This window comes from Kolteria novifilia (assembly GCA_007748055.1).
Lineage (GTDB): Bacteria > Planctomycetota > Planctomycetia > Kolteriales > Kolteriaceae > Kolteria > Kolteria novifilia.
Genome location: CP036279.1, coordinates 411,887 through 432,140 on the forward strand (window position 1 = coordinate 411,887; position 20,254 = coordinate 432,140).

General features: G+C 62.1%; 13 protein-coding genes. 8 read left to right on the top strand and 5 right to left on the bottom strand.

Annotation, left to right across the window (positions count from 1 at the left end; translation table 11 throughout):
- Window positions 1-44 precede the first annotated feature (44 nt).
- The 3 genes from rdgB to mutM all read right to left on the bottom strand — a co-directional run bounded on the left by rdgB (window position 45) and on the right by mutM (window position 3,604).
- A complete protein-coding gene (gene rdgB / locus Pan216_RS01515) occupies window positions 45-671 on the bottom strand; it encodes an RdgB/HAM1 family non-canonical purine NTP pyrophosphatase (protein ID WP_145253828.1) in 627 nt (208 codons plus the stop codon).
- A gap of 112 nt (window positions 672-783) precedes the next feature.
- Window positions 784-2,544, bottom strand: coding sequence for an ATP-binding protein (locus tag Pan216_RS01520; protein ID WP_145253831.1), 1,761 nt, complete (start codon window positions 2,542-2,544; stop codon window positions 784-786).
- A gap of 199 nt (window positions 2,545-2,743) precedes the next feature.
- On the bottom strand, window positions 2,744-3,604 hold the full coding sequence (gene mutM / locus Pan216_RS01525) for a bifunctional DNA-formamidopyrimidine glycosylase/DNA-(apurinic or apyrimidinic site) lyase (protein WP_145253834.1): 861 nt from the start codon (window positions 3,602-3,604) through the stop codon (window positions 2,744-2,746).
- 225 nt (window positions 3,605-3,829) lie between these two features.
- On the opposite strand from mutM, the gene Pan216_RS01530 reads away from it, so the two are divergent.
- The 4 genes from Pan216_RS01530 to Pan216_RS01545 all read left to right on the top strand — a co-directional run bounded on the left by Pan216_RS01530 (window position 3,830) and on the right by Pan216_RS01545 (window position 7,989).
- Window positions 3,830-4,858 (top strand): DUF1559 domain-containing protein, encoded by a 1,029-nt coding sequence (locus tag Pan216_RS01530; RefSeq protein WP_145263534.1) that lies wholly within the window; start codon window positions 3,830-3,832, stop codon window positions 4,856-4,858.
- A gap of 118 nt (window positions 4,859-4,976) precedes the next feature.
- A complete protein-coding gene (locus Pan216_RS01535) occupies window positions 4,977-5,999 on the top strand; it encodes a DUF1559 domain-containing protein (RefSeq protein ID WP_145263536.1) in 1,023 nt (340 codons plus the stop codon).
- Window positions 6,000-6,047: 48 nt separating this feature from the next.
- Window positions 6,048-6,470 (top strand): hypothetical protein, encoded by a 423-nt coding sequence (locus Pan216_RS01540; protein ID WP_145253837.1) that lies wholly within the window; start codon window positions 6,048-6,050, stop codon window positions 6,468-6,470.
- Window positions 6,471-6,735: 265 nt separating this feature from the next.
- Complete coding sequence (locus Pan216_RS01545; protein WP_145253840.1) at window positions 6,736-7,989, top strand: argininosuccinate synthase; 1,254 nt, start codon at window positions 6,736-6,738, stop codon at window positions 7,987-7,989.
- Between the two features lie 253 nt (window positions 7,990-8,242).
- Here the strand turns inward: Pan216_RS01545 and Pan216_RS01550 are convergent, their stop codons facing one another.
- Window positions 8,243-9,706 (bottom strand): trypsin-like peptidase domain-containing protein, encoded by a 1,464-nt coding sequence (locus Pan216_RS01550; protein WP_419193144.1) that lies wholly within the window; start codon window positions 9,704-9,706, stop codon window positions 8,243-8,245.
- 683 nt (window positions 9,707-10,389) lie between these two features.
- Between Pan216_RS01550 and Pan216_RS01555 the strand changes: the two genes are divergently transcribed.
- The 4 genes from Pan216_RS01555 (at window position 10,390) to Pan216_RS01570 (ending at window position 18,496) form a co-directional block, all read left to right on the top strand.
- Window positions 10,390-12,405 carry an efflux RND transporter periplasmic adaptor subunit gene (locus tag Pan216_RS01555; RefSeq protein WP_145253846.1) on the top strand — a complete coding sequence of 672 codons (2,016 nt, stop codon included), beginning with the start codon at window positions 10,390-10,392 and terminating at the stop codon, window positions 12,403-12,405.
- A 67-nt stretch (window positions 12,406-12,472) separates the two neighbouring features.
- Window positions 12,473-14,371, top strand: coding sequence for an efflux RND transporter periplasmic adaptor subunit (locus Pan216_RS01560; protein WP_145253849.1), 1,899 nt, complete (start codon window positions 12,473-12,475; stop codon window positions 14,369-14,371).
- Between the two features lie 438 nt (window positions 14,372-14,809).
- Complete coding sequence (locus Pan216_RS01565; protein WP_145253852.1) at window positions 14,810-16,972, top strand: site-2 protease family protein; 2,163 nt, start codon at window positions 14,810-14,812, stop codon at window positions 16,970-16,972.
- A 228-nt stretch (window positions 16,973-17,200) separates the two neighbouring features.
- A complete protein-coding gene (locus tag Pan216_RS01570; RefSeq protein ID WP_419193145.1) occupies window positions 17,201-18,496 on the top strand; it encodes a 1-acyl-sn-glycerol-3-phosphate acyltransferase in 1,296 nt (431 codons plus the stop codon).
- 322 nt (window positions 18,497-18,818) lie between these two features.
- On the opposite strand, the gene Pan216_RS01575 is transcribed toward Pan216_RS01570, so the two are convergent.
- Complete coding sequence (locus tag Pan216_RS01575; RefSeq protein ID WP_145253858.1) at window positions 18,819-19,925, bottom strand: tetratricopeptide repeat protein; 1,107 nt, start codon at window positions 19,923-19,925, stop codon at window positions 18,819-18,821.
- Window positions 19,926-20,254: the final 329 nt, after the last annotated feature.

The window sequence follows — 20,254 nt, forward strand, 5'->3', positions numbered from 1 at the left end:
AACCCTGGCTGACGAGCAGCCAGTGGCACCCGAAGAAGGAGCATCTAGCCCATTGACCAGGCCCCGGCCTCGAGTAGGGAGACGACTTGCGGACGCAGTTCGCGCACCGCGACCGAGCGGTGACTACACGAGTGCTTGAACTCGCTGCTCAGTTCCCCGAAGGTCCTCCCCTCCGACGGAATGAGAAAGAGTGGATCGTAGCCGAAGCCGTTGCCGCCACGGCGCTCGCGAATGATCCGCCCGTGACACTTTCCCTCAGCCTCACCGCGAATCGTTCCCGTCGGATCGGCGATCGCAATCGTACAAACGTAGTGCGCCGTGCGCCGCTCGTCGGGAACGTCCGCGAGAGCGTCGAGCAACTTGTCGTTGTTGCGTTCATCGTCGCAAGGCTCGCCCGAGTACCGGGCCGAATAAATTCCCGGCGCCCCGTCGATCGCGTCGACGCATAGACCGCTGTCCTCGCCGAGCACCCAAACGCCGAGGGCCTGGGAGAGCTCGATCGCCTTCTTGCGCGCGTTGGCCATGAAGGTCGCTCCATCCTCGACGACCTCCGGCACCTCATCGTAGTCTGCGAGCGTGACGACGGCGAGTCCCTTGACCCCGAGCAGGGTTTCGAGTTCATCGCGTTTCTTCAGGTTTCGTGTTCCCAGGACGAGTTTCGGCTGGCTCATTCAAGACCCCGAGCATGGACCATCGTGATGGCATTCGCGGACGTCCCTCATTCACCTCCCTCGCGGAGGCGCGGGACGCAGGGTTTCATTCATCGAAAGAGGAACGCGAGGGTCAACCGGAGCTGTCGGCGTTGACCGCTCGATCCTGGGAGGAGTAGTAACGAATCTCGAGTTCGCGGGCCTTGGAGAACTCCAGCGCGTCGTCGCCCAAACTGAGTTCCATGGGATCGCGCGACTCCAGGTGCATCGGAATGCGGATCAGGAAGGTGCTGCCGCGGCCGACCTCGCTTTCGAGCTTGACCTCGTCTCCGCCGAGGAGCTTGGTTAGCTCGCGAACGATCGACAGACCGAGCCCGGTGCCGCCATGCATCCGCGTCAGCCCGCTCTCGGATTGGCGGAACTTTTCAAAGACGAGCTGCTGGTCCTCGGGGGCGATGCCGATGCCGTTGTCGGCGACGCTGATCGCGACGCGGTTGCCCTCCGGATTGCAGATCACGACGATTCGTCCCCCCTCGGGCGTGAACTTGATCGCGTTGGAGAGCAAGTTGGAGATGATCTGTTGCAGCTTGCCACTGTCTTGGTGCAGGATCGGGATCGACGACTCGATCTCGGCCTCCAGGGCGATATTCTTCTTGTCGGCGAGCGGGAGCGTCATCTGAATCAGCCCCTCGACAACGTCGCGCAGGCTGAAGTCCTCGATGTGCAACTGCATCTTGCCCGCCTCGAGTTTGGCGAGGTCGAGAATGTCGTTGATCATGTTGAGCAGCATCTTGCCCGAGCTCTGAATGTTGCCGACCCAGCGCTGCTGTTTTTGCTCGAGCCCCTGCACTTCCGCGAGTAGGTCGCTGAACCCGAGGATACTGTTCAGCGGTGTGCGCAATTCGTGGCTGATCGTCGCCAGAAAGTCGCTCTTGAGGCGGTTCATCTCGAAGAGGGCCATGTTGGCGCGGGCGAGTTCGTCGAGCTTGTGGTCGAGGCTCGCGTTGACGTTGCGCAGCTCGTCCTGCATCGACACCAGTCGCCGCAACATGCGGTTAAAGGCATGGCTCAGCTCTTGGAATTCGTCGCCGGTCTCGATGTTACTGCGAATATCGAGGTTGCCGCTGGCAATCTCCTCGCTGACCTCCTTGAGGTGGGCCACCGGCTTGACGATGACGTAGCGAACGGTGACGTACGCGAAGAGCATCGCGAGGATCGCGGTGCCAATCGCGAAAGCGAGCAAGATCGCCCGATTGACGTTGACGGCCAACTCGGTGTCGCTGAGCGGAATCTTGATGGCGATCGCGGCCATCATGTCCCCCTCCTTCAGATCGGCGTAACCGAGCTTGCGATCGAGCGCCGTCGGATGACATTTCAAGCACGACTGCTGCGCCGTGATCGCCCGCAGGTACTCGAAAAAGTCGTGTTCGCGGTTGATATGCGTCACCTCGGTGCGATCGCGCCGTTCGAGCAGACGCATGCTCTCCCGCTCCCATTCAGTCTGCGGAATGTGGCGCAGGTCGTTGCTCTTCGAGCGGAGGAAGCGGGAGGTATAATTGACCCACTCGGGCGGCTTTTGCTCCCCCTGCTGTTTTGAGGGGAACTCCTTGGCCAACTCGTCGGGCAGTTCCCGCTCCGCAAGTTCCCGTTCGCTGACGGGATCGTCGCCGTTCGGCTCTTCGCCGCTGTCGGGCCAATGGGTTTCGAGGAGGACGCGGTAGGCGAGCATTTCGCCGGAGAGTTCGGTTTGGTCCCAGACCAGTTTTTCCGTCTGGTAGCCGTAGAAAAAGAAGCTGAGCAAGATCAAGATGAGGATACCGCCGCCGAGCAGAAGTCGGCACTTCCGCTCCAGGCTCGTTTCCCCCAGGAGTCTCTTGATCGTCCGATACGACATAATGCGTGGGCGTTGGGAAGGCGTTTGGCAGTCGACCACGGGGTCGCGCTACCGCGTGCCGATGTCACCTCGTCGCCCCATGACTCCTTTGGTGCAGATGGGCTGCCACGCGTTCCCAGCCATGACCGCTATCCCGTTCGCCAACCTCCCAGCTTGACGACGCGGGCACACTCCATGTTCCCAGGATGCCGAGTCCTGGCTAGCGGTTTGCCGAGAGCGATTCAGTTGGCGCCACTTCCATCGTTTGACAGATGGGACACCAGTGCGTCGCCCGTCCGGAGACTACTGTACGTGTCAATTCGATCGGAGCGGAGCAGTTTTTGCAAGGCTGATTCGCTCGACCGTACACGCGCAAGTACCGCTGAAAATCGCCGGGAACGCCCTGACCGGTCACATAATCGCGAATACTGGTCCCTTGATGCTTCAGGGCCCGCCCAAGGACGAGACGCATCGAACGGTGCAGACGCTTGGCTTCCTCGGTCGTGATAGTAACTCCGAGCCGGGCGGGAGCGACCTGGCCATCGAAGAGGATCTCGTCGACGTAGATGTTCCCCAGACCGGCGACGGCCCGCTGGTCGAGCAGAATCGCCTTGATCGGTCGGCGCGATTTGCGAATCGCCGTTTCCCACGCCTTGGGCGTGATCGTCGTCGAGTCGGGACCGAGCCGATGGGGGCCGAATCGCTCGTGCATCGTCGAGGAATCGTAGAGGCAAAGCTCCCCGAAACGCCGGGGATCGCTGAAACGAAGCTCTTCCTCGACGCCGAGATCGAGCCGCAAGTGGGTGTGCTTGGCGGGGGGCTCCCCATGATGGGCGATGCCGAGGCGTCCCGTCATGCCGAGGTGAATGACGAGGGTGTTGCCGTCGGAGAGTCGAAAGAACATCCACTTGCCGTGGCGATCGAGACGTTCGATCGTCTGTCCGGGTAGGTGCTTGCGGAAGGTTCCGAAGGGACAGTCGGCCATACTCGCCGAAGCTTTGCGCACGCTCAGGATCTGACGCCCGAGGGTTTTCGGGCGGATTTGGCGCACGACGGTTTCGACCTCGGGAAGCTCGGGCATGATGTGCGGGAATCTCCTCCAGACGCGAACGCCGTGGCGAGCCTTCCGCTCACGGACGCGACATCGGGTTCATTGTATCAACCGGCTGGCGTCCAACGGACCTCGTGTTCGTGACGACTCCCGAGGGAAAAAGGTTTGGTGCGGCGCGATAGATCTTGTTAGTTTTGTCACTCGCGGGCCCTCGGAGTTCTCACAACTCGATTTTCAACCACGGGAAGAGGTACCATGCCGTTCCGTCATCGTCGCGCGTTCACGCTTGTTGAACTCCTGGTCGTCATCGCGGTGATCGGTGTTCTAGTCAGCCTCTTGCTTCCGGCGATTCAGCAAGCCCGCGAAGCGGCTCGTCGTTCTCAGTGCGCCAACAAGATGAAACAACTGGCGGTCGCCCTTCACAACTACGCCGACACGCACGGGGTCCTGCCACCGAGCTCGGTTCACCGCCGACCCTTCTCCTGTCCTGGCGGAATCGGAATCGCCAACGATGCTTCGGGATTCGGGATGGCACCTTGGACGGTGCTCGTTTTGCCCTATGCGGACCAACAAGCCCGTTACGATCGATTCAATGTTAACACCCCCTTCGTCTCCTACGAAGGAGGGGCTTCGGCCAGTGTCTATAACCACAACCGCGCTCTACAGCGTGAGCTCAACAGCGACTACGTATGCCCTTCCAATCCAGTCTCTTCCTCGGCCCGTGAAGCGAACGAGAACAACTACCTATGCTGCATGGGAGGCGGGGGCTACGGCGAAGCCTGTGCGGCAAGTACCGGAAGCGGGGTCTACGATCAGCGCGGCATCTGGAATAACGGCATGATGTACGTCAACTCCAGCCACCGCATCGGCGACGCCACCGACGGTACCGCCAAGACCGTTCTCTTGGGTGAGACGAAATACCTACTCTCTCCCGCGACGACGGCCGCCATTGGCGACGCCCAGACCGGACGCACGTGGGCCTACTCGGCAATGAGCCGAGCCGTCGGGCCCGATCCGCAGGCCGTCGCTCTCAGCGAACCGACCAACCATCCCGTTCGAAACTTCGACCCGGCCAACGCGGCCGCCACCATCCCCACCGCGCCGAAGGGCTCCTACGTTTGGGGGGTTCCCAATCGGGCGATGGGAAGTTTTCATCCCGGTGGAGCGCACGCGGCGATGGTCGACGGATCGGTTCGCTTCATTTCCGACGCGGCCGACTTGGCGATCCTTCAGAGCATTGGCCGACGCGACGACGGCGAACCGCTCGGTACTTCGGGATACTGAACCACGTGACGTTGGGAGCCGCGGCGGCAATAGCGAGTGCCCACGTCATGACACGCTGCGATCAAGAGTCCGTACAAGAATGAATCGGGAATGCTCGGTCACTTAAAGGAGCTCTTCGATGGGGAATCGCCGTCGCGCATTTACTCTGGTCGAACTTCTGGTCGTGATTGCCGTCATCGGTGTCTTGGTGAGTCTGCTCCTTCCGGCCGTTCAGCAGGCCCGGGAAGCCGCGCGTCGTTCCCAGTGTGCCAACAAGCTCCGGCAACTTGCCGTTGCCTTACACAGCTATGCCGAGACGCACCAAGTGCTCCCCCCCAGTTCGGTCAATCGAGGGCGATTGTCCTGTCCAGGGGGACTCGACGTCGCCTCCGACAGTGCTGGCTGGGGACGAGCTCCCTGGACGGTACTCGTCCTCCCTTATCTCGAGCAACAGCAGATGTACGAACAGTTCAATCTAGAGCAGAGCTTTGCCCAACATCGAGGCCAATCGAACAGCAGTACCGCCTTCGACGCCAATCGGGTGGCCCAGCGCATGTTGAACACGAGTTTCGTCTGTCCCTCCAACCCAATCGCGTCGGCTGCCAACGAAGCGAACGAGAGCTGCTACCTGGCCGTCATGGGGGGAGGACCGTCAAGCGAGGCGTGCGCCTTCGACAACAGTCTGTTGCGTGGCCTTTGGAATAATGGAATGATGCACATCAATTCGAGCCACCGTGTTGAGGATGCCTCGGACGGAACCTCCCGAACCGTGCTGCTCGGCGAGACCAAGTACCAACTGTCGGCCGTAACCTCCGCGTCGATCGGCAACGAGAATGGGGGCAGGACATGGGCATGCAGCGCCCGAAATACTAGGATTGGTCCCGACGCCCAGGCCGTGGCGCTCAGTGAGCCCATCAATCAACCGCGCCGCAACTTTGATTCCACCAACGCGGACGGCACCATCCCCAACGGCGTGGGCAGCAAGTCAACGTATGTCTGGGGCGTCTTCAGTCGGGCGATGGGAAGTTTTCATCCCGGTGGAGCGCACGCGGCGATGGTCGACGGATCGGTTCGCTTCATTTCCGACGCGGCCGACTTGGCGATCCTTCAGAGCATTGGCCGACGCGACGACGGCGAACCGCTCGGCAATACCGGTTTCTAGTTCGGACTCCTCTCGTCGAGTCCCCTTTCGCAAGGAATCCTCACCACGATGTTCGCTCGTTTGACCATGATCGCGGTCCTGTTGGGCTTGGTGCCAATCGTCGGCTGCTCCGGAAATAGCGAGGGACGCGTGGCGGTGTCGGGGAAGGTGACCCTCGACGGGCAACCGCTCGAGCAAGGGGTGGTTCGCTTCAACCCCGTCGGGGGCGGACTGGTCGGCGAAGGCGAGATCAACGGTGGCAGCTACTCCCTCGGCACGTCCAACGGCCCCACGCCCGGACCGAAGGAAGTCTCCATCGTCTCCCTGGTCGACACCGGCAAGACGCAGCCGGACGAATTCGATCCGATGAAGAAGGTCCCGCTTCTCGAACAGATCATCCCTCCCCGCTACAACCAAGCCACCGAGCTGAAGATCGACGTCGGCACCAGCGGCGGAACCTTCGACTTCGACCTCAAGAAGGACGCGAAGTAGCTCAGCCCACAGATCGATCGGAGTACTCGGGTGCCACTGGCTAGCTGTCAGTCAGTGTTGCCCGGTAGGAGCTTCGCCAAGACGAACCTCCCGTTGGAACGGAGCGAGCATTTCTCCCCCCCGGTGAGGTCAACCGATCCCACGTTCGACTCCGACACCCACCGCGAGCGCCGGGCGTCGCCCGAGCCTCGATTGGCGACGTGACGCGCCTCCCATAAAACAAAGCGATTGTCCGTCGACCGCGAACCACTCGGGAGCACCACCTTTGGCCAACGAAAAATGCATTCTCGCCTATAGCGGCGGCCTCGATACGTCGATCATGGTTCCTTGGATCAAGGAAAAGTACGGGTTCGACGTCGTCACCTTCACGGCCGACTTGGGACAGGGCGTCGATCTGGAAAGCGTCCGGCAAAAGGCCCTCAAAACGGGCGCCATCGACGCGGAAGTGACCGACGCCCGCGCCATGTTCATGGACTACTTCGTCGTCCCCGCCCTGATGGCCAACACGCTCTACGAGGGAAAATACCCGCTCGCGACCGCCCTTGGACGTCCGCTGATCGCGTGGATGATGGTCGAGATCGCCAAGAAGCACGGCGCCGTCGCGGTCGCTCACGGATGCACCGGCAAAGGCAACGACCAGGTCCGCTTCGACGTCACCTTCCGCACGCTCGCCCCGGAACTGCGCATCGTCGCCCCGGTCCGCGAATGGAAGATGAGCCGGCCGGAAGCCCTCGAGTACGCCGCCAAGCACAAGATCGAGGTCAAAGCGACGTCCGAGAACCCCTACAGCATCGACGAGAACATTTGGGGTCGCAGCGTCGAGTGCGGCGAGCTCGAGGATCCTTGGGCCGAGCCACCCGTCGACGCGTACGAGTGGACGACCGACCCGGGCGCGGCTCCCGACGAAGGGGCCGAAGTGACGATCGGTTTCGCCCAGGGCCGACCGGTCTCCTTGGACGGAAAAGAGACCGATGTTGTCGAAATCGTTGAGAAATTGAACGAAATCGGCGGCAAAAATGGCATCGGACGCATCGATTTGGTCGAGAATCGCCTCGTCGGGATCAAATCGCGCGAGCTTTATGAGGCTCCCGGCGCGATCATCCTCACCGAGGCGCACCAAGAGATCGAACGACTAGTCCTCAGCCGCGAGTCGCATCGCTTCAAGACGCTGGTCTCCCAGGAATACGCCGACCTGATCTACAACGGCCTCTGGTTCAGCGCCCTGCACCAGGACTTGATGGCCTACGTCGCCAGCAGCCAGCGCTACGTCACCGGCGAGGTCCGTCTGAAGCTCTTCAAGGGCTCGATCATCCTGCTCGGTCGGCGCAGCGAGCACTCGCTTTACCGCAAGGAACTGGCGACCTACGACAAGGAAGACGACTTCGATCACGAGGCGGCACAAGGGTTCATCCGCTTGTGGGGGCTCTCGCAGCAGACCCAAGCGAAGACCCAGCTTCTCACCGGCAAGCGCGGCTTCGCGGTCCCGGATGTCCTCCCGCCGTCGACGTCGGATTCGTAGTGACGCCGACGCAACGGTGAGAAAAACGATTCACCACAGAGGCCGCGGAGAAGCACAGAGGGGGGAATCGAGAGGATCGTCCCCCCCCCAACGCGGACATTGACCATTCCCATTGGCCGTGCGAGAGATTGCCGAGTCAAAGGCCTTTCCCGCATGCCCACGACAAGCGTGGGGCACCCGGCTCTTCGCACTCTCCGTGGTCCTCGGCGACCTCTGTGGTTTCGCTTCTTCGCCTTCGGGGGCCCGGTCGCGGTTAGTCGCCCTGGAGCACGACCAGGCGCGTCTGGCCATCGGGACGTCGGACCTTCACGAGGATCCCTTCCTCGAGCTCTGCCTTGCCGACGACCTTTAGAGCCTCTTCAACATTGGTGACCGCTTGCTTCTCGATCTCGACGATCACCAGTCCCGGTAGCAAACCGGCTCGGGCGGCGGGACTTCCCTCGTCGACCTCGGAGACCACAATCCCCCCTTCGTCGCCCAGGCCGAATCGCTTGGCCGCTTCAGGAGTAAGTTCAACGACACTGAAGCCACCCGCGGCGATCTCGTGCTGTTCGACCTCCATCGAGTCGGGCTTCAGGTTGCGTTTAGGACGTAGCTGGCGGGCAAATCCGCGCCGCAAGCCGAACTCCTCGGGCTGTTCCTTGATCACCGCGACGACGTCGATCGACTCGCCGTCACGCAAGATCCGCATCGGGATCTCGCTTCCGGGCTTGGCATCGGACACCACGCGCTGCAGGGCGCGGGTATCGGCCAGAGGCTCGCCGGCGGCCTCGATGATGATGTCGTGGAGCTTGATGCCCGCCTCCCGCGCCGGCGTTTCGCCCTGGGCCAAGCCGGTGATGATCACCCCACCCTTGGCGCCGTGCTCCTTGAGCCGTTCGGGGCCGACCCGATCCATCGCCACGCCGAGGTAGCCACGACGAACGCGCCCGTGATCGAGGAGGTCTGGGACAACCTTGCGGGCCATGTTGCTCGGGATGGCGAAGGCGATGCCGCCAAAACTGCCCGAGTTGCTGCGAATCGCGGTGTTGATGCCGACGATCTCGCCGTCGAGGTTGACCATCGGGCCGCCGCTGTTGCCCGGATTGACCGCGGCGTCGGTCTGGAGGAAGTCCTCATACATGCTCAGTCCGAGCGGGCGGCTCTTCGCGCTGATGATGCCCGAGGTGACCGTTCCGTTGAGGCCGAAGGGCGATCCCATCGCGAGAATAAAATCGCCGATCTCGAGCCCGCCACTGTCTCCGAGTCTCGCGTGGGGCAATGTCTCCCCATCCTCGGGAGCGATTTGCACGATCGCCAGGTCGGTCTTGGGGTCGCGACGGATATCACTGCTCTCGTAGGAGCGACCATCTTGAAGGAGGACACGCACGACGGTGGCTCGAGCGACGACGTGGTTGTTGGTCAGCACGACACCTTTGGGGTCAACGATGACGCCCGAGCCGAAGCCCTCTCGGGCAAAGGGGGGAACTTCGAAACCGTGCGGGGCCCCGGCGGGAGCTTCTTCCTCCCCGTCGGCGACGTCGGTGGGCTCCGCGGTCGCGGTGACGCTGACGACGGCGGGCAACACCTTGCGCACGACCTCCCGCACCGTCTTCGAGCTCTCCTTACTGATCGAGAGGGGGTGGGTACCGGCTTGGCCCGGCAAGGCTCCCACACCGACACCCAATAGCGCGAGCATCAGGCACGAGGGCCCCAACCGTCGAGGAGTCGTTGGCATGCAAAATCTCCTTTCTTCGTTTTGAAAACGACGCATTCATTGCCACACGAATGGTCGCGGGGAGTGTCCCCCATCGCGCGGCGGGAAAGAAATCGCACTTGGTCAAGCGAATGCGTGATCGCGAATGTATGGTAGCGCCATTCGGTCTCTAGGGGATGGATTGCGACAGAAATCGAGCTCGCGGCGTGCGGGGGCACGCCCGCTTCGGGTGATACGCATCAAGTGATCCAAACGTTGGCGCCGACCGGAGATTTTCCCCAGATTTCCTGACCGAACCTTGACGCTGATTTCGCCTCGCGAGGGGCCGCTTGACGCGAATTGGACGTAGCGATAGGCTTCGACGAGCCATCATGGGGCGTTCGCAAGTTCTGCGTCGAATAGTCCCGAGGAGGTAGAGGGGTAAGCCGATCGCCGGTGGTGGCGATCCAGCGTACTTCGCGTCGCCGCGCGGCGTGACCAATCCTCTCCACGAAAGCATGGTTCCAGCGGACGAATCACAGGACAGGTAACTGTGGTAAGCTGGACGCTTGCGTGACGCACAAACCGAGCTGCCAAGGTCGTTGAATTCATTGGGTGCTGGCGATGGGTATTCCTAAACTGGCCGGAAGGGGCGCCACATCCAGGGGATAGGCATCCTTCGAGTATTCAACTTGGCCGCGGGGAAGTAGGTAGGGACCCCCTCGATGCCCGAACAAGAGCAAGTCAATCAGAATCTGATCGAGCAGACCCGACGCGAAATTGGTAAGCTCGTCGCCGAAATCGAAGCGCTCGCGAACCAGAACATCCCCGAGGGAGAGTTCTACGCGGAGTACCTTCGACGAATTAGCGCGGCGCTGGCGGCTCGCGCGGCCGGTCTCTGGCTGAAGACTTCCCAAGGGAATCTTCGCCTCGCCCATCAGATCAACGTCGCCGTCGTGGGACTGGATAGTTCCCCCGAAGCGAGAGCTCAACACGATGAGCTCCTGCGGCACACCCTCAAGTCGGCCAAACCGCAGATCGTCGCGCCACAATCCGGACCCGGCGAGGGCGATTCGGAAACCCCTCTCTATAACCCGACCGATTCCCTCTTGGTCATCGCGCCGATCTTGGTCGATGGCGAGGCGGTCGGTCTGGTCGAGGTCTTCCAAGACGCCAGCCGACGTAGTACCGCCCAACAGGGTTACCTCCGCTTCCTCGTCCGCATCGCCGAGGAGGCCGCCAAGTTCTTCAAGAATCGGTGGCTTCGCCAGTTCCAATCCCAACAGGAACTATGGAACCAGGTCAGCACCTTCAGCAACTCGGTGCACGGCGGCCTCGAACCAAAGCAAGTCGCGTATCTGGTCGCCAACGACGGCAAGAAGCTGATCGGCTGCGAACGCGTCAGCGTCGCGATCCGCAAACACAACAAGACCAACATCGAGGCGATCAGCGGTCAGGACATCGTCGAGAAGCGATCGAACCTCGTCAATCGCATGTCTCGGTTGGCCGACCGCGTGCTCGTCCACGGCGAGAACATCGTTTTCACGGGGCAGTTTGAGGAGCATTGGCCGGCCGACATCACGTTGGCCCTCGAGAAATACCTCGAAGAAAGTCCCAGCAAGCTGATCATCGTCATTCCGATGAAGGACGATCGCGAGTTCGGGCTCAAGTCGGTTGCCGACGTGGCGCTGATCGTCGAGATGGTCGAGGATCTCGCGACACCCGACGAATTGGCGGCGAAGATCGAAGTCGTCACCCGCCACGGGTCGCCCGCGCTCTTCAACGCGTTGGAGTACCGCCGCATTCCGCTCTTGCCGGTATGGCGCTCGATCGGCAACGCCACTCAGTACTGGCGTGGGCGACGGCTCTCCAAGGCGATGATGGTCCTGATCGGCATCGCGATCGTGACCGTCGCGATGTTCGTCATCCCCTGGCCACTCCGGCTCGAAGGACGCGGCGAACTCGTTCCCGACGTCAAGCGCAAGGTGTACGCTCCCTTCGATGGCGTCATCGAGGACGTCAAGGTCGAGCATAACGATCCGGTCGAGGATGGTTCGACGGTCCTCATGCTCCACAACCCGGATCTCGAAAGCGAACTGCGCCGACTCGAGGGTGAGCTGCGCGCCGGCGAATTCCAGCTCCGCGGTCTCGAGGCCCAGTTCCAGCAGAACAAGCTCGACAAGGAACTCGGCGGCAAGATCAACCAGCAGAAGCAGCAAAACCAAGGGCTCCGCGAGCAGATTGAGCTGCAACGCAACCAGTTGGAGAAGCTGCGGATCACCTCGCCGATCACCGGCAAGGTGATGGACTGGAACCCGAAAGAGGACCTGCTGCGGCGACCGATTCGCCAGGGCGACGTTCTCCTGGAGATCGCCGACGTCGACGGCCCGTGGGTCCTCGATGTCGAGTATCCGGAAGACACCGTCGCGCACATCGCCCGGGCGCTGAAGAAGTCCGAGGACGGCACCTTGCCGGTGACCTTCGTCCTCAGCGCCAGCCCCGACCGGACCTATCACGGCAAGCTCATCGAGATGGCCACGCAGGCCAAACCCGATCAGGAAGAGAACGTCGTCTCGGCGAAGATCGAGCTCGACCCCGATGAGGATCTCGAAGAGGTCGCTCGCAAGAGCATGGTCTCGGGCGTCGAGGTACGAGCCAAGGTCAACGTCGGGCTGCGTCCCGTCGGCTACGTGCTGTTCCGAGAATTGATCGACTTCGTACGCGAGTACGTCTTCTTCTAAGCGGAAGGTGAAGGGAACGCTTCGTGGTGACGCGATCCTTCCGGTTCTCATCTAAGGATACCGATTCATGACCGCCCCGCACCGAGCCTGCCTGGTGCTGGCTCTGATCGCCGGCAGTGCCTTTTTCTGCGTCGGCCTGCGTGCCCAAGAGAAGAACGCTCCCAACAAGACGACGCAGCCGGTCCAGGTGGTCGACAAGGAAGAAGACGCGAAGCCCTCCGCGGCGGCCCCCGTCGCCCCGGCCGATCAATCGACGATCTGGGGCGAACCGCTCGTGCTCCGCGAGTGCCCGATCCGCCCGCTCGACGACGTCAAGGTTCCCGTCCGTGTCGCCGGCGTTCTCCAAGACGTCTACGTCAAGGAAGGTAGCGTCGTCATGGAGGGGGATGTCCTCGCCAAGGTCGACGACAAGCTCGCCCGCATCGCGCTGGAAGCGGCGATCGCCAAGGAACGCAACGTCTCGCAACTGCGTACCGCCCAGGCTCGCGAAAACGAGGCCCAAGCCCAATACGACGACACCAAGAAGCTCTGGAACAAGGGGGTCGAAAGCGACGAGGAGCTTCGCGTCAAGCAGGCTCAACTTGAAATCGCCATCCACGGCGTCGCCGACGCCAAGGCCCAGATGCAACTCGCCTCGATCGAACGCCAGTCGGCGGCCGCCGAGGTCGAACTCCACGAAGTCACCAGCCCGATCAATGGCGTCGTCATCCAACAAGTCCGCCAACGCGGCGAAGCGGTCGAGGCGCTCGACCCGATCTTCCGCGTCATTCGCACCGACGTCGTTCGCGTCGAGGCCTCCTTCCACGCTCGCGAACTCGATCGGGTCCGCAGCGGGATGTCGATCGAGGTCTATCCGAACAAGGTCGTCGGCGACGAGTTGATCTTCCTGGGCCACACCGGCGACGTCAACGCGGTCGTCGTCATGCCCGATGGACGCCACTGCGTCTCGGGCGGCTCCGAGGGACAGATCATCGTTTGGGATATCCTCCGCAACCGCCAGGCCCGCGTTCTCAGTGAACACGCCGGCGCGGTCAACTGCCTGGGACAGTCCGATCTCGCCCCGACGCAGATCGTCTCCGGCGGTGGCGATCGCGTCTTGCGTCTCTGGGACATCGAGTCGGGCAAGCTGCTCAAGGAGATCGAGACCGGCTTCGGCGACATCCTCGCCCTCGCGATGGATCCGGCCGACCCGAGCCGCTGCATGGTCTCGCACAGCGATCGGCGGATCCGTCTTTGGAACCTCAAGGACGAGAAGATCGAGCAGACCTTCACCGGGCACACCAACTACGTCACCTCGCTGGCACTGACTCCTGACGCCAAACTTCTCTTCTCCGCCGGCGACGACCAATCGGCGCGGTTCTGGGAAGTCGCGACCGGCAAGCAGCTCGAGAAGTTTTCTGGCCGCTCGACCGACGTTAAGCAGCTCGGGCTCGGCCCGCGTGGCAAGAGCTTCCTCTTCAACAGTTACTCGCTGCTGCAAGTTCGATCGGCGCCCAACGGAATTCCGGAGGTCAATATCGAGAACCCGCGCGGCCCCTTCAGCGACATCGCGGTCTTCGCCCCCAAGCCTTTACCACCTTCGCAGCGGTTGATGCTCGCCGGGACGAGCGACTACCTCCTGCAACTATGGCAAGAGGGCGCCAACGGCCGTTATCCGCGTCTGGTTCGCCGCTACGAGGGGCATTCCGACCAGGTGCTCTCGGTCGACTTCGCCCCCGACGGCAAACTCTTCGTCTCCGGATCGGCCGATCGCAGCGTCCGCGTTTGGCGGGTGCCGACCGAGGAGGAGATCGAGCGGGAGCATCAACGAGGCCGGATCGAGTTCGTCAACAACGAGGTCGAAGCGGGCAGCCAGACGGTCTCGCTCTTCGCCGAGGTCGAGAACAAGAACCTCTCGTTGGTTCCCGGTAGTTTCGCGACCATCGTCGTCTATCCCGATCAACGCGAGATGCAGGCGAAGAAGTAGGCGACCGATTTGTCGCCGGACAAGGTGGGTTCCCCTGCCCCCGTAGGTCAGGCTATTGCCTGACACGCATGCCGGTCGGTTCTCGAGGTGGGTCAACTCTTGGCACCTCTCCCCAGGGGAGAGGTCGGCGAGCGAAGCGAGACGGGTGAGGGGATGAAACGCCTGGAAAACGAGGCGGTTCGGAGGAAGAGAACCCCCTCACCCCTAACCCCTCTCCCACAGGGAGAGGGGGACAAGAGACTCACTCTCCCACAGGGAGAGGGGAACAAGAGACTCACTCTCCCACGGGGAGAGGGGAACAAGAGAGACCGTAGGTCAGGCTATTGCCTGACACGAACGCCGGTCGGTTCTCGAGGTGGGTCAACACTCACCCTACCGGATAAGCAAACGTCGTGGGCGAACCCCACCCGACGAAACCCGTAGCAAGCAAGGTGTGCGATGAGCACCGGGATGGTCAATCCGGATCTCCGGCGGAAGATCAAGGTCCGGATGCGCCCCGACCTGGTGATCAACCAGCAACGCTACGCCGGGCAATCGTTCTTCATCGTGAAGGATCCGGTCTCGCTCAAATACTACCGCTTCCGCGAGGAAGAACTCTTCCTGCTCAAGCAGTTCGACGGCGTCAACACCCTCGACGACATCCGGCACGCCTTCGTCGAGAAGTTCCGCCCACAGCGGATCTCCGTCAGCGACCTGGAGAAGTTCGTCCAACAGCTCCTGCAGGCCGGCATCGCCACCGCCGACACGCCCCAGGTCGGGCAACGTCTCTACGAGCGGTTCAAGAAGAAGAAACGCGACAAGATCAAGCAGCTCTTCGCCAACATCCTCTACCTGAAGGTGCCGATCTTCGATCCGGAGTGGCTGCTCAAGAAGATCATTCCGTGGACGGGGTGGTTCTACTCGCTCCCCGCGTTCATCGTGATGATCGGGCTGATGCTCTCGGCTGGCCTGCTCGTCCTGGTCAACTGGGACACCTTCGTCGGCAAGCTCCCGAGCTACGAAAACTTCTTCACCTGGCGAAACCTGATGTACTTTTGGGTGACGCTGGCGGTCGTGAAGGTGATTCACGAGTTCGGACACGGGATCAGTTGTCGCAAGTTCGGCGGCGAAGTCCACGAGATGGGCTTTCTCTTCCTCGTGCTGACGCCGTGTCTGTACTGTAACGTCTCCGACGCGTGGATGCTGCCCAACAAGTGGCACCGTGTCGTCATCGGCGCGGCGGGGATCTACGTTGAACTCGTTCTCTCGGCCATCTTCGTCTGGGTTTGGTGGTATACCGAACCGGGACTGCTCAACACGTTGTCGCTGAGTATCGTCTTCATCTGTAGCGTCAGCACGGTCATCTTCAACGGCAACCCGCTGTTGCGGTTCGATGGCTACTACATCCTCTCCGACTTGATGGAGATGCCGAACCTGCGCGAGCGGGCCAACAAGTACCTCGGCAACCTCGCCGGGCGAATCTTCCTCGGGACCGAGATCCTCGACGACCCCTTCCTGCCGACGCACCGAGCCTGGTTCTACGCCCTCTACGGCGTCTTGGCGTACGTCTACCGCTGGGTGGTGACGGTCGGAATCCTTATCTTCCTGTACACGTTTCTCAAGCCGTACAAGCTTGGATCGATCAGCTTCATGCTCGGCGTGATGGCGACCTTCGCCCTCTTCGTCATGCCGGTCTACAAGATGATCAAAACCCTTAGAAGTCGCTGGAGGGCCATCAAAGTGAACAAGTCGCGAATGGCGGTCATGATTCCCGGCGCGATTCTGCTGGTGTTGTGCATCGCGTTCATCCCCTTCCCCATGCGGATCGACGCCCCGATGATCCTGATGCCTCGGGAGGGGACGACCGTTTACGTGCAAGCGCGCGGCGTGCTCGACGAGCTTCTGGTGGAGGATGGCGACGAGGTGACCTCCGGCACCGTGCTGGCCAAGCTTCGCGACCCCTCCCGGGAGATGGAACTCGAACGCGCCGAACTCGATGTCCGCCAGAACCGCAAGGCGTGGCTCTCCTATCAGGCGATGCGCGATAGTTCCAACGCCGGCGTCTCGCGCGTCCGGATGGAAGAGGCCCAACGCCTCGTCCGAGCCCTCAGCGAAGAGAACCGAAAACTGATCATCTCCGTGCCCCAGGGGGTCACCGGGACGGTCCTTTCGCCCCCGAAGGAACAAGACATCGGCAAGACCTACGAGCCCGGCGAGATCTTCTGCCAGATCGGCAATCCCGGCGAGCTCGAGGCCTACATCGTCGCCCCCGGCTCCGACACGAGCCTCTTCCACCAGGGACAACGCGTCTGGCTCAAGTTCGCCGGCCATGTCGGTGGCATCCTCACCGGCAAGGTGTCGCGGATCTCGAGCCGACAAATCGATCAGGTCCCACCCGCGCTCTCGAACAAGCGCGGTGGCGAAGTCCAGACGCAGCCGTCGGAGGATGGCCGCAGCGAGATTCCGCTCATCAAGTCCTATGCCCTGAAGGTCGATCTCGACAATCCCGACGGCAGGCTCGTCATGGGAACGCGCGGTCTGGCGCGCATCGACATCGGTTGGCGTTCGCTCTACTGGCGGGTCGGCCGCTACATCCGTCAAACGTTCCATTTCCGACTGTAGCAGGTTCCCCTTGGCACGGCGGTCTCCCCTCCGACCACGGCCTTCGACACTCAACTTTCGTTCGGGCGATTGGCTGACGCGCTCAATCGCCGTAGACTTTGAATGGAGAAGCCCGGCGTACGGGGTCATGGGCGGATTCTGGGTGAAGCCGCCTTGACGTGGAAAGGATGTGTGGCAACATCCCCATCGAAACGCGTCATCGTCCAAGCAGGAGCGGTAGCAATCGCGATGCGGCCCAACGATCTGATGGTGAGCGACTTCTACTTTGAAGAGCCCTACCGCTTTGTTCCGCCTTATCGCAGCGAGCGGTGGTTGCGCTTTTTCCGCTACATCCTGCCGCGCCGTCTCCGAAAGATCGACCAAGTTCGCCGATTCGATTTTCGCGACGCCCATCTACTCAAACGCTCGCTCGAGGATGGGGCGGGAGTCTTGCTGGCCCCCAACCATGCCCGCATGAACGACCCGCCGGTGCTGGGCATGCTGGGCCTGCACCTGAAGCGGTATTTCTACTACGCCGCCTCGTGGCACCTCTTTCACCGCAGCCGTTTCGACCGCTTCCTGATCCGTCGCTCGGGGGCCTTCAGTCTCTTCCGCGAAGGAATCGACCGCCAGGCCCTGCGCGAGTGCGGGCGGATTTTGAGCGAGGCCGAACGACCGCTGGTTCTCTTCCCCGAGGGAACCTACTTCTGGCACAACGACGCCGTCGGCCCCTTGCGCGAGGGGATCTCGCTGATCGGTCGCAACGCCGACAAGGCGGGCAAGGAAGTCCTCATCCATCCGGTCGGGATCAAGTACTGGTACCTCAACGATCCGCGCAACAGCTTCGCCGAGCGGCTCGACTCACTGGAGACGATCTTCGGCTGGTATCCCCGGCACGGGGCGGGATTGGTCGATCGCGTCTTGCGAATCGAGGAAGCCTTCCTCAGCGCGCGGGAGATCGAGTACTTGGGCGAATCCCAAACGGGCCCCCTCCACGAACGGCTCCTCTCCCTGAATGAGCACTTGCTCTCGGAACTTGAGAAACGCCGCTTCGGCGCCTCGAAGCAGGGAGACTTCCTGCAACGATGTTGGGGCCTTCGCCAACAGGCGGTTAAGAGGCTCAGCGCCGAGGAGAGCAACCGGCACGATCGCGACGAGGCTTGGCGCGATCTCTCGCGACTGTGGCTCTGCCAGCAGCTCGTGTCGCACCAGCCGGAGTATCTGCTCGAACGTCCGAGCCTGGAGCGAATCGGCGAAGCGATTCACCGCATGGAAGAAGATTTGAAGGGTGTCACGCCCCCCTTGGCCCCGATGGGAGCCGCGATTCAAGTGGGCGAGCCGATCACGCTCTGTTCGCCGACGAACAACAACGGCGACTCCCGGCTACTTTCGGCTCGGGTGCGCAGCCAAGTCCAGCACCTGATCGACCAACTTCTGGCCGATGGCCCGCCTCGTCGCTGGGCCTGTCCGCCACGGATCGAGCGCGAGCACGCTTTCGCGTCGACGCCCCCCATTCCCGCGCCAGTTTCTCTCTCCAACGGTTGATGACGTTCTCTGCCGACACGCAAGCCGAGCAAGTGCCGTAAGTCAGGCTATTGCCTGACACGAACGCCGGTCGGTTCTCGTGGTGGGTCATCTCTTGGCACCTCTCCCCAGGGGAGAGGTCGGCGAGCGAAGCGAGACGGGTGAGGGGATGAAATACCTGGAAAACGAGGCGATTCGGAGGAAGAGAACCCCCTCACCCCTAACCCCTCTCCCACAGGGAGAGGGGAACAAGAGGCTCACTCTCCCACGGGGAGAGGGGAACGAGAGGCTCACTCTCCCACGGGGAGAGGGGAACGAGAGGTGCCGTAGGTCGGGCATCAACCTATTGGCCTTTGGCGTCGTCGACTTGGCCAACGGCAAAACGGGCGGCGGGAGGATCGGCGACGTCCTTGCGCTGGGCCTGATCGTCCTCTTGCTCTTCGGCGGCGACCGGCTTGAGGTCGTTGGCGAGCTTCTCGAAGTGATCGAAGAACGGCTTCACGTGCGAATCGTCGGGCTCGAGACGGACGACCTGCTCCAAGAGAGGTCGAGCCTCCTCCTTGCGGCCGGTCATGAAGAGCTCAAATCCAAGCAACAAAAGCGCGTCGCGATCGAGCGGGTTGGCCTGCAATTCGGCGGCGAGATCGGCCATCTGGGAGGCGAGATCGGCTTGGTCATCGTAGAGCCCCCGCATGTCGAAACCGAGATCGAGCCAGTCACCGTTGAGCTTTAGTCCGTTCTTGAGCGCGACCGCCGCGTCACGATAACGCTTGGTCGCGATCAGTGACTGCGTCCGCAGGAAGTGGGGGGTCGCGTCATCGGCCGCGAGACGCGCGGCTTCCTCGAAACGTTCGGCCGCCCGGTTGTAGACCCCGGCCTTGAAGAGACGAATACCTGACGTGACATAGGTGCCGGAACGATCGCGGAAGGCTTGCTGCTTGGCCTGGGCGATCTGCGCGGGGTTCTTTCGCCGTTGGGGAAGGACGACCTTCGCGGCCTGATTGGCGTTGGCCGGTTGGTTCTGCCCCTGCATGGCGGCGAGTTGTTGCCGTAGCAAGTTGTTCTGCTCGACGAGCGCTTGGAGATAGCCGGTCCCGTAGGAGGAACCGTAGGCGCCGCCGTAGCCGGTCGTCCCGATGTAGATCGAGGGCGAGTAGAAGCCGCTGTAGAACGTGAAGGGATAATAGCAGGGCCGATAGCAGAAGCGATTCCAGCCCCAGCCGGGACCACAACGGCGTCCGAAGCCGGGGGCACACACCCGTCTTCCCGGGAAGTAGCCCCGGTAGCCGCCGTAGCCGGCGCCGACACTTGGGCCGCAGCGATAGCGTCCTCCGACCGGCGTGGTGTTGACCCCGACCTGCGCGTGGGCGAGGTTGGCGATCCCGAGCATCACGAGCATGGTGCCCAGCGGCCATGCGAGCCTCGCTCGCCGCAGCCGTGCGAGCCTCATAGGTCTTCGACTGGGCGACAGCGCAAGTCGCGACATGGGACCTTCCTCGTCCTAGTGACGTTTCGGCGTGCTCGCTCCCCGCTATCATTGTGTACCAAAGGCGTTCGCGGAGCAAACGGATTCATCCCTCCGCCACCGCGCCGAGGCGTTCGAGCAAGCTCCGCTGGCGGCCGAATTCGACACGCGAAAGGCCGACCGATTCTGAAGCTCAATGCGGGCAAACCGGCTGGACTTCCTTCCGACAAATACCCAAGATGACTTTAGTGGAGTTGAACGTCACGGTGCGCGAAAGCACGACGACCCGCTGACAAGAGGTGACACTGCTTGTC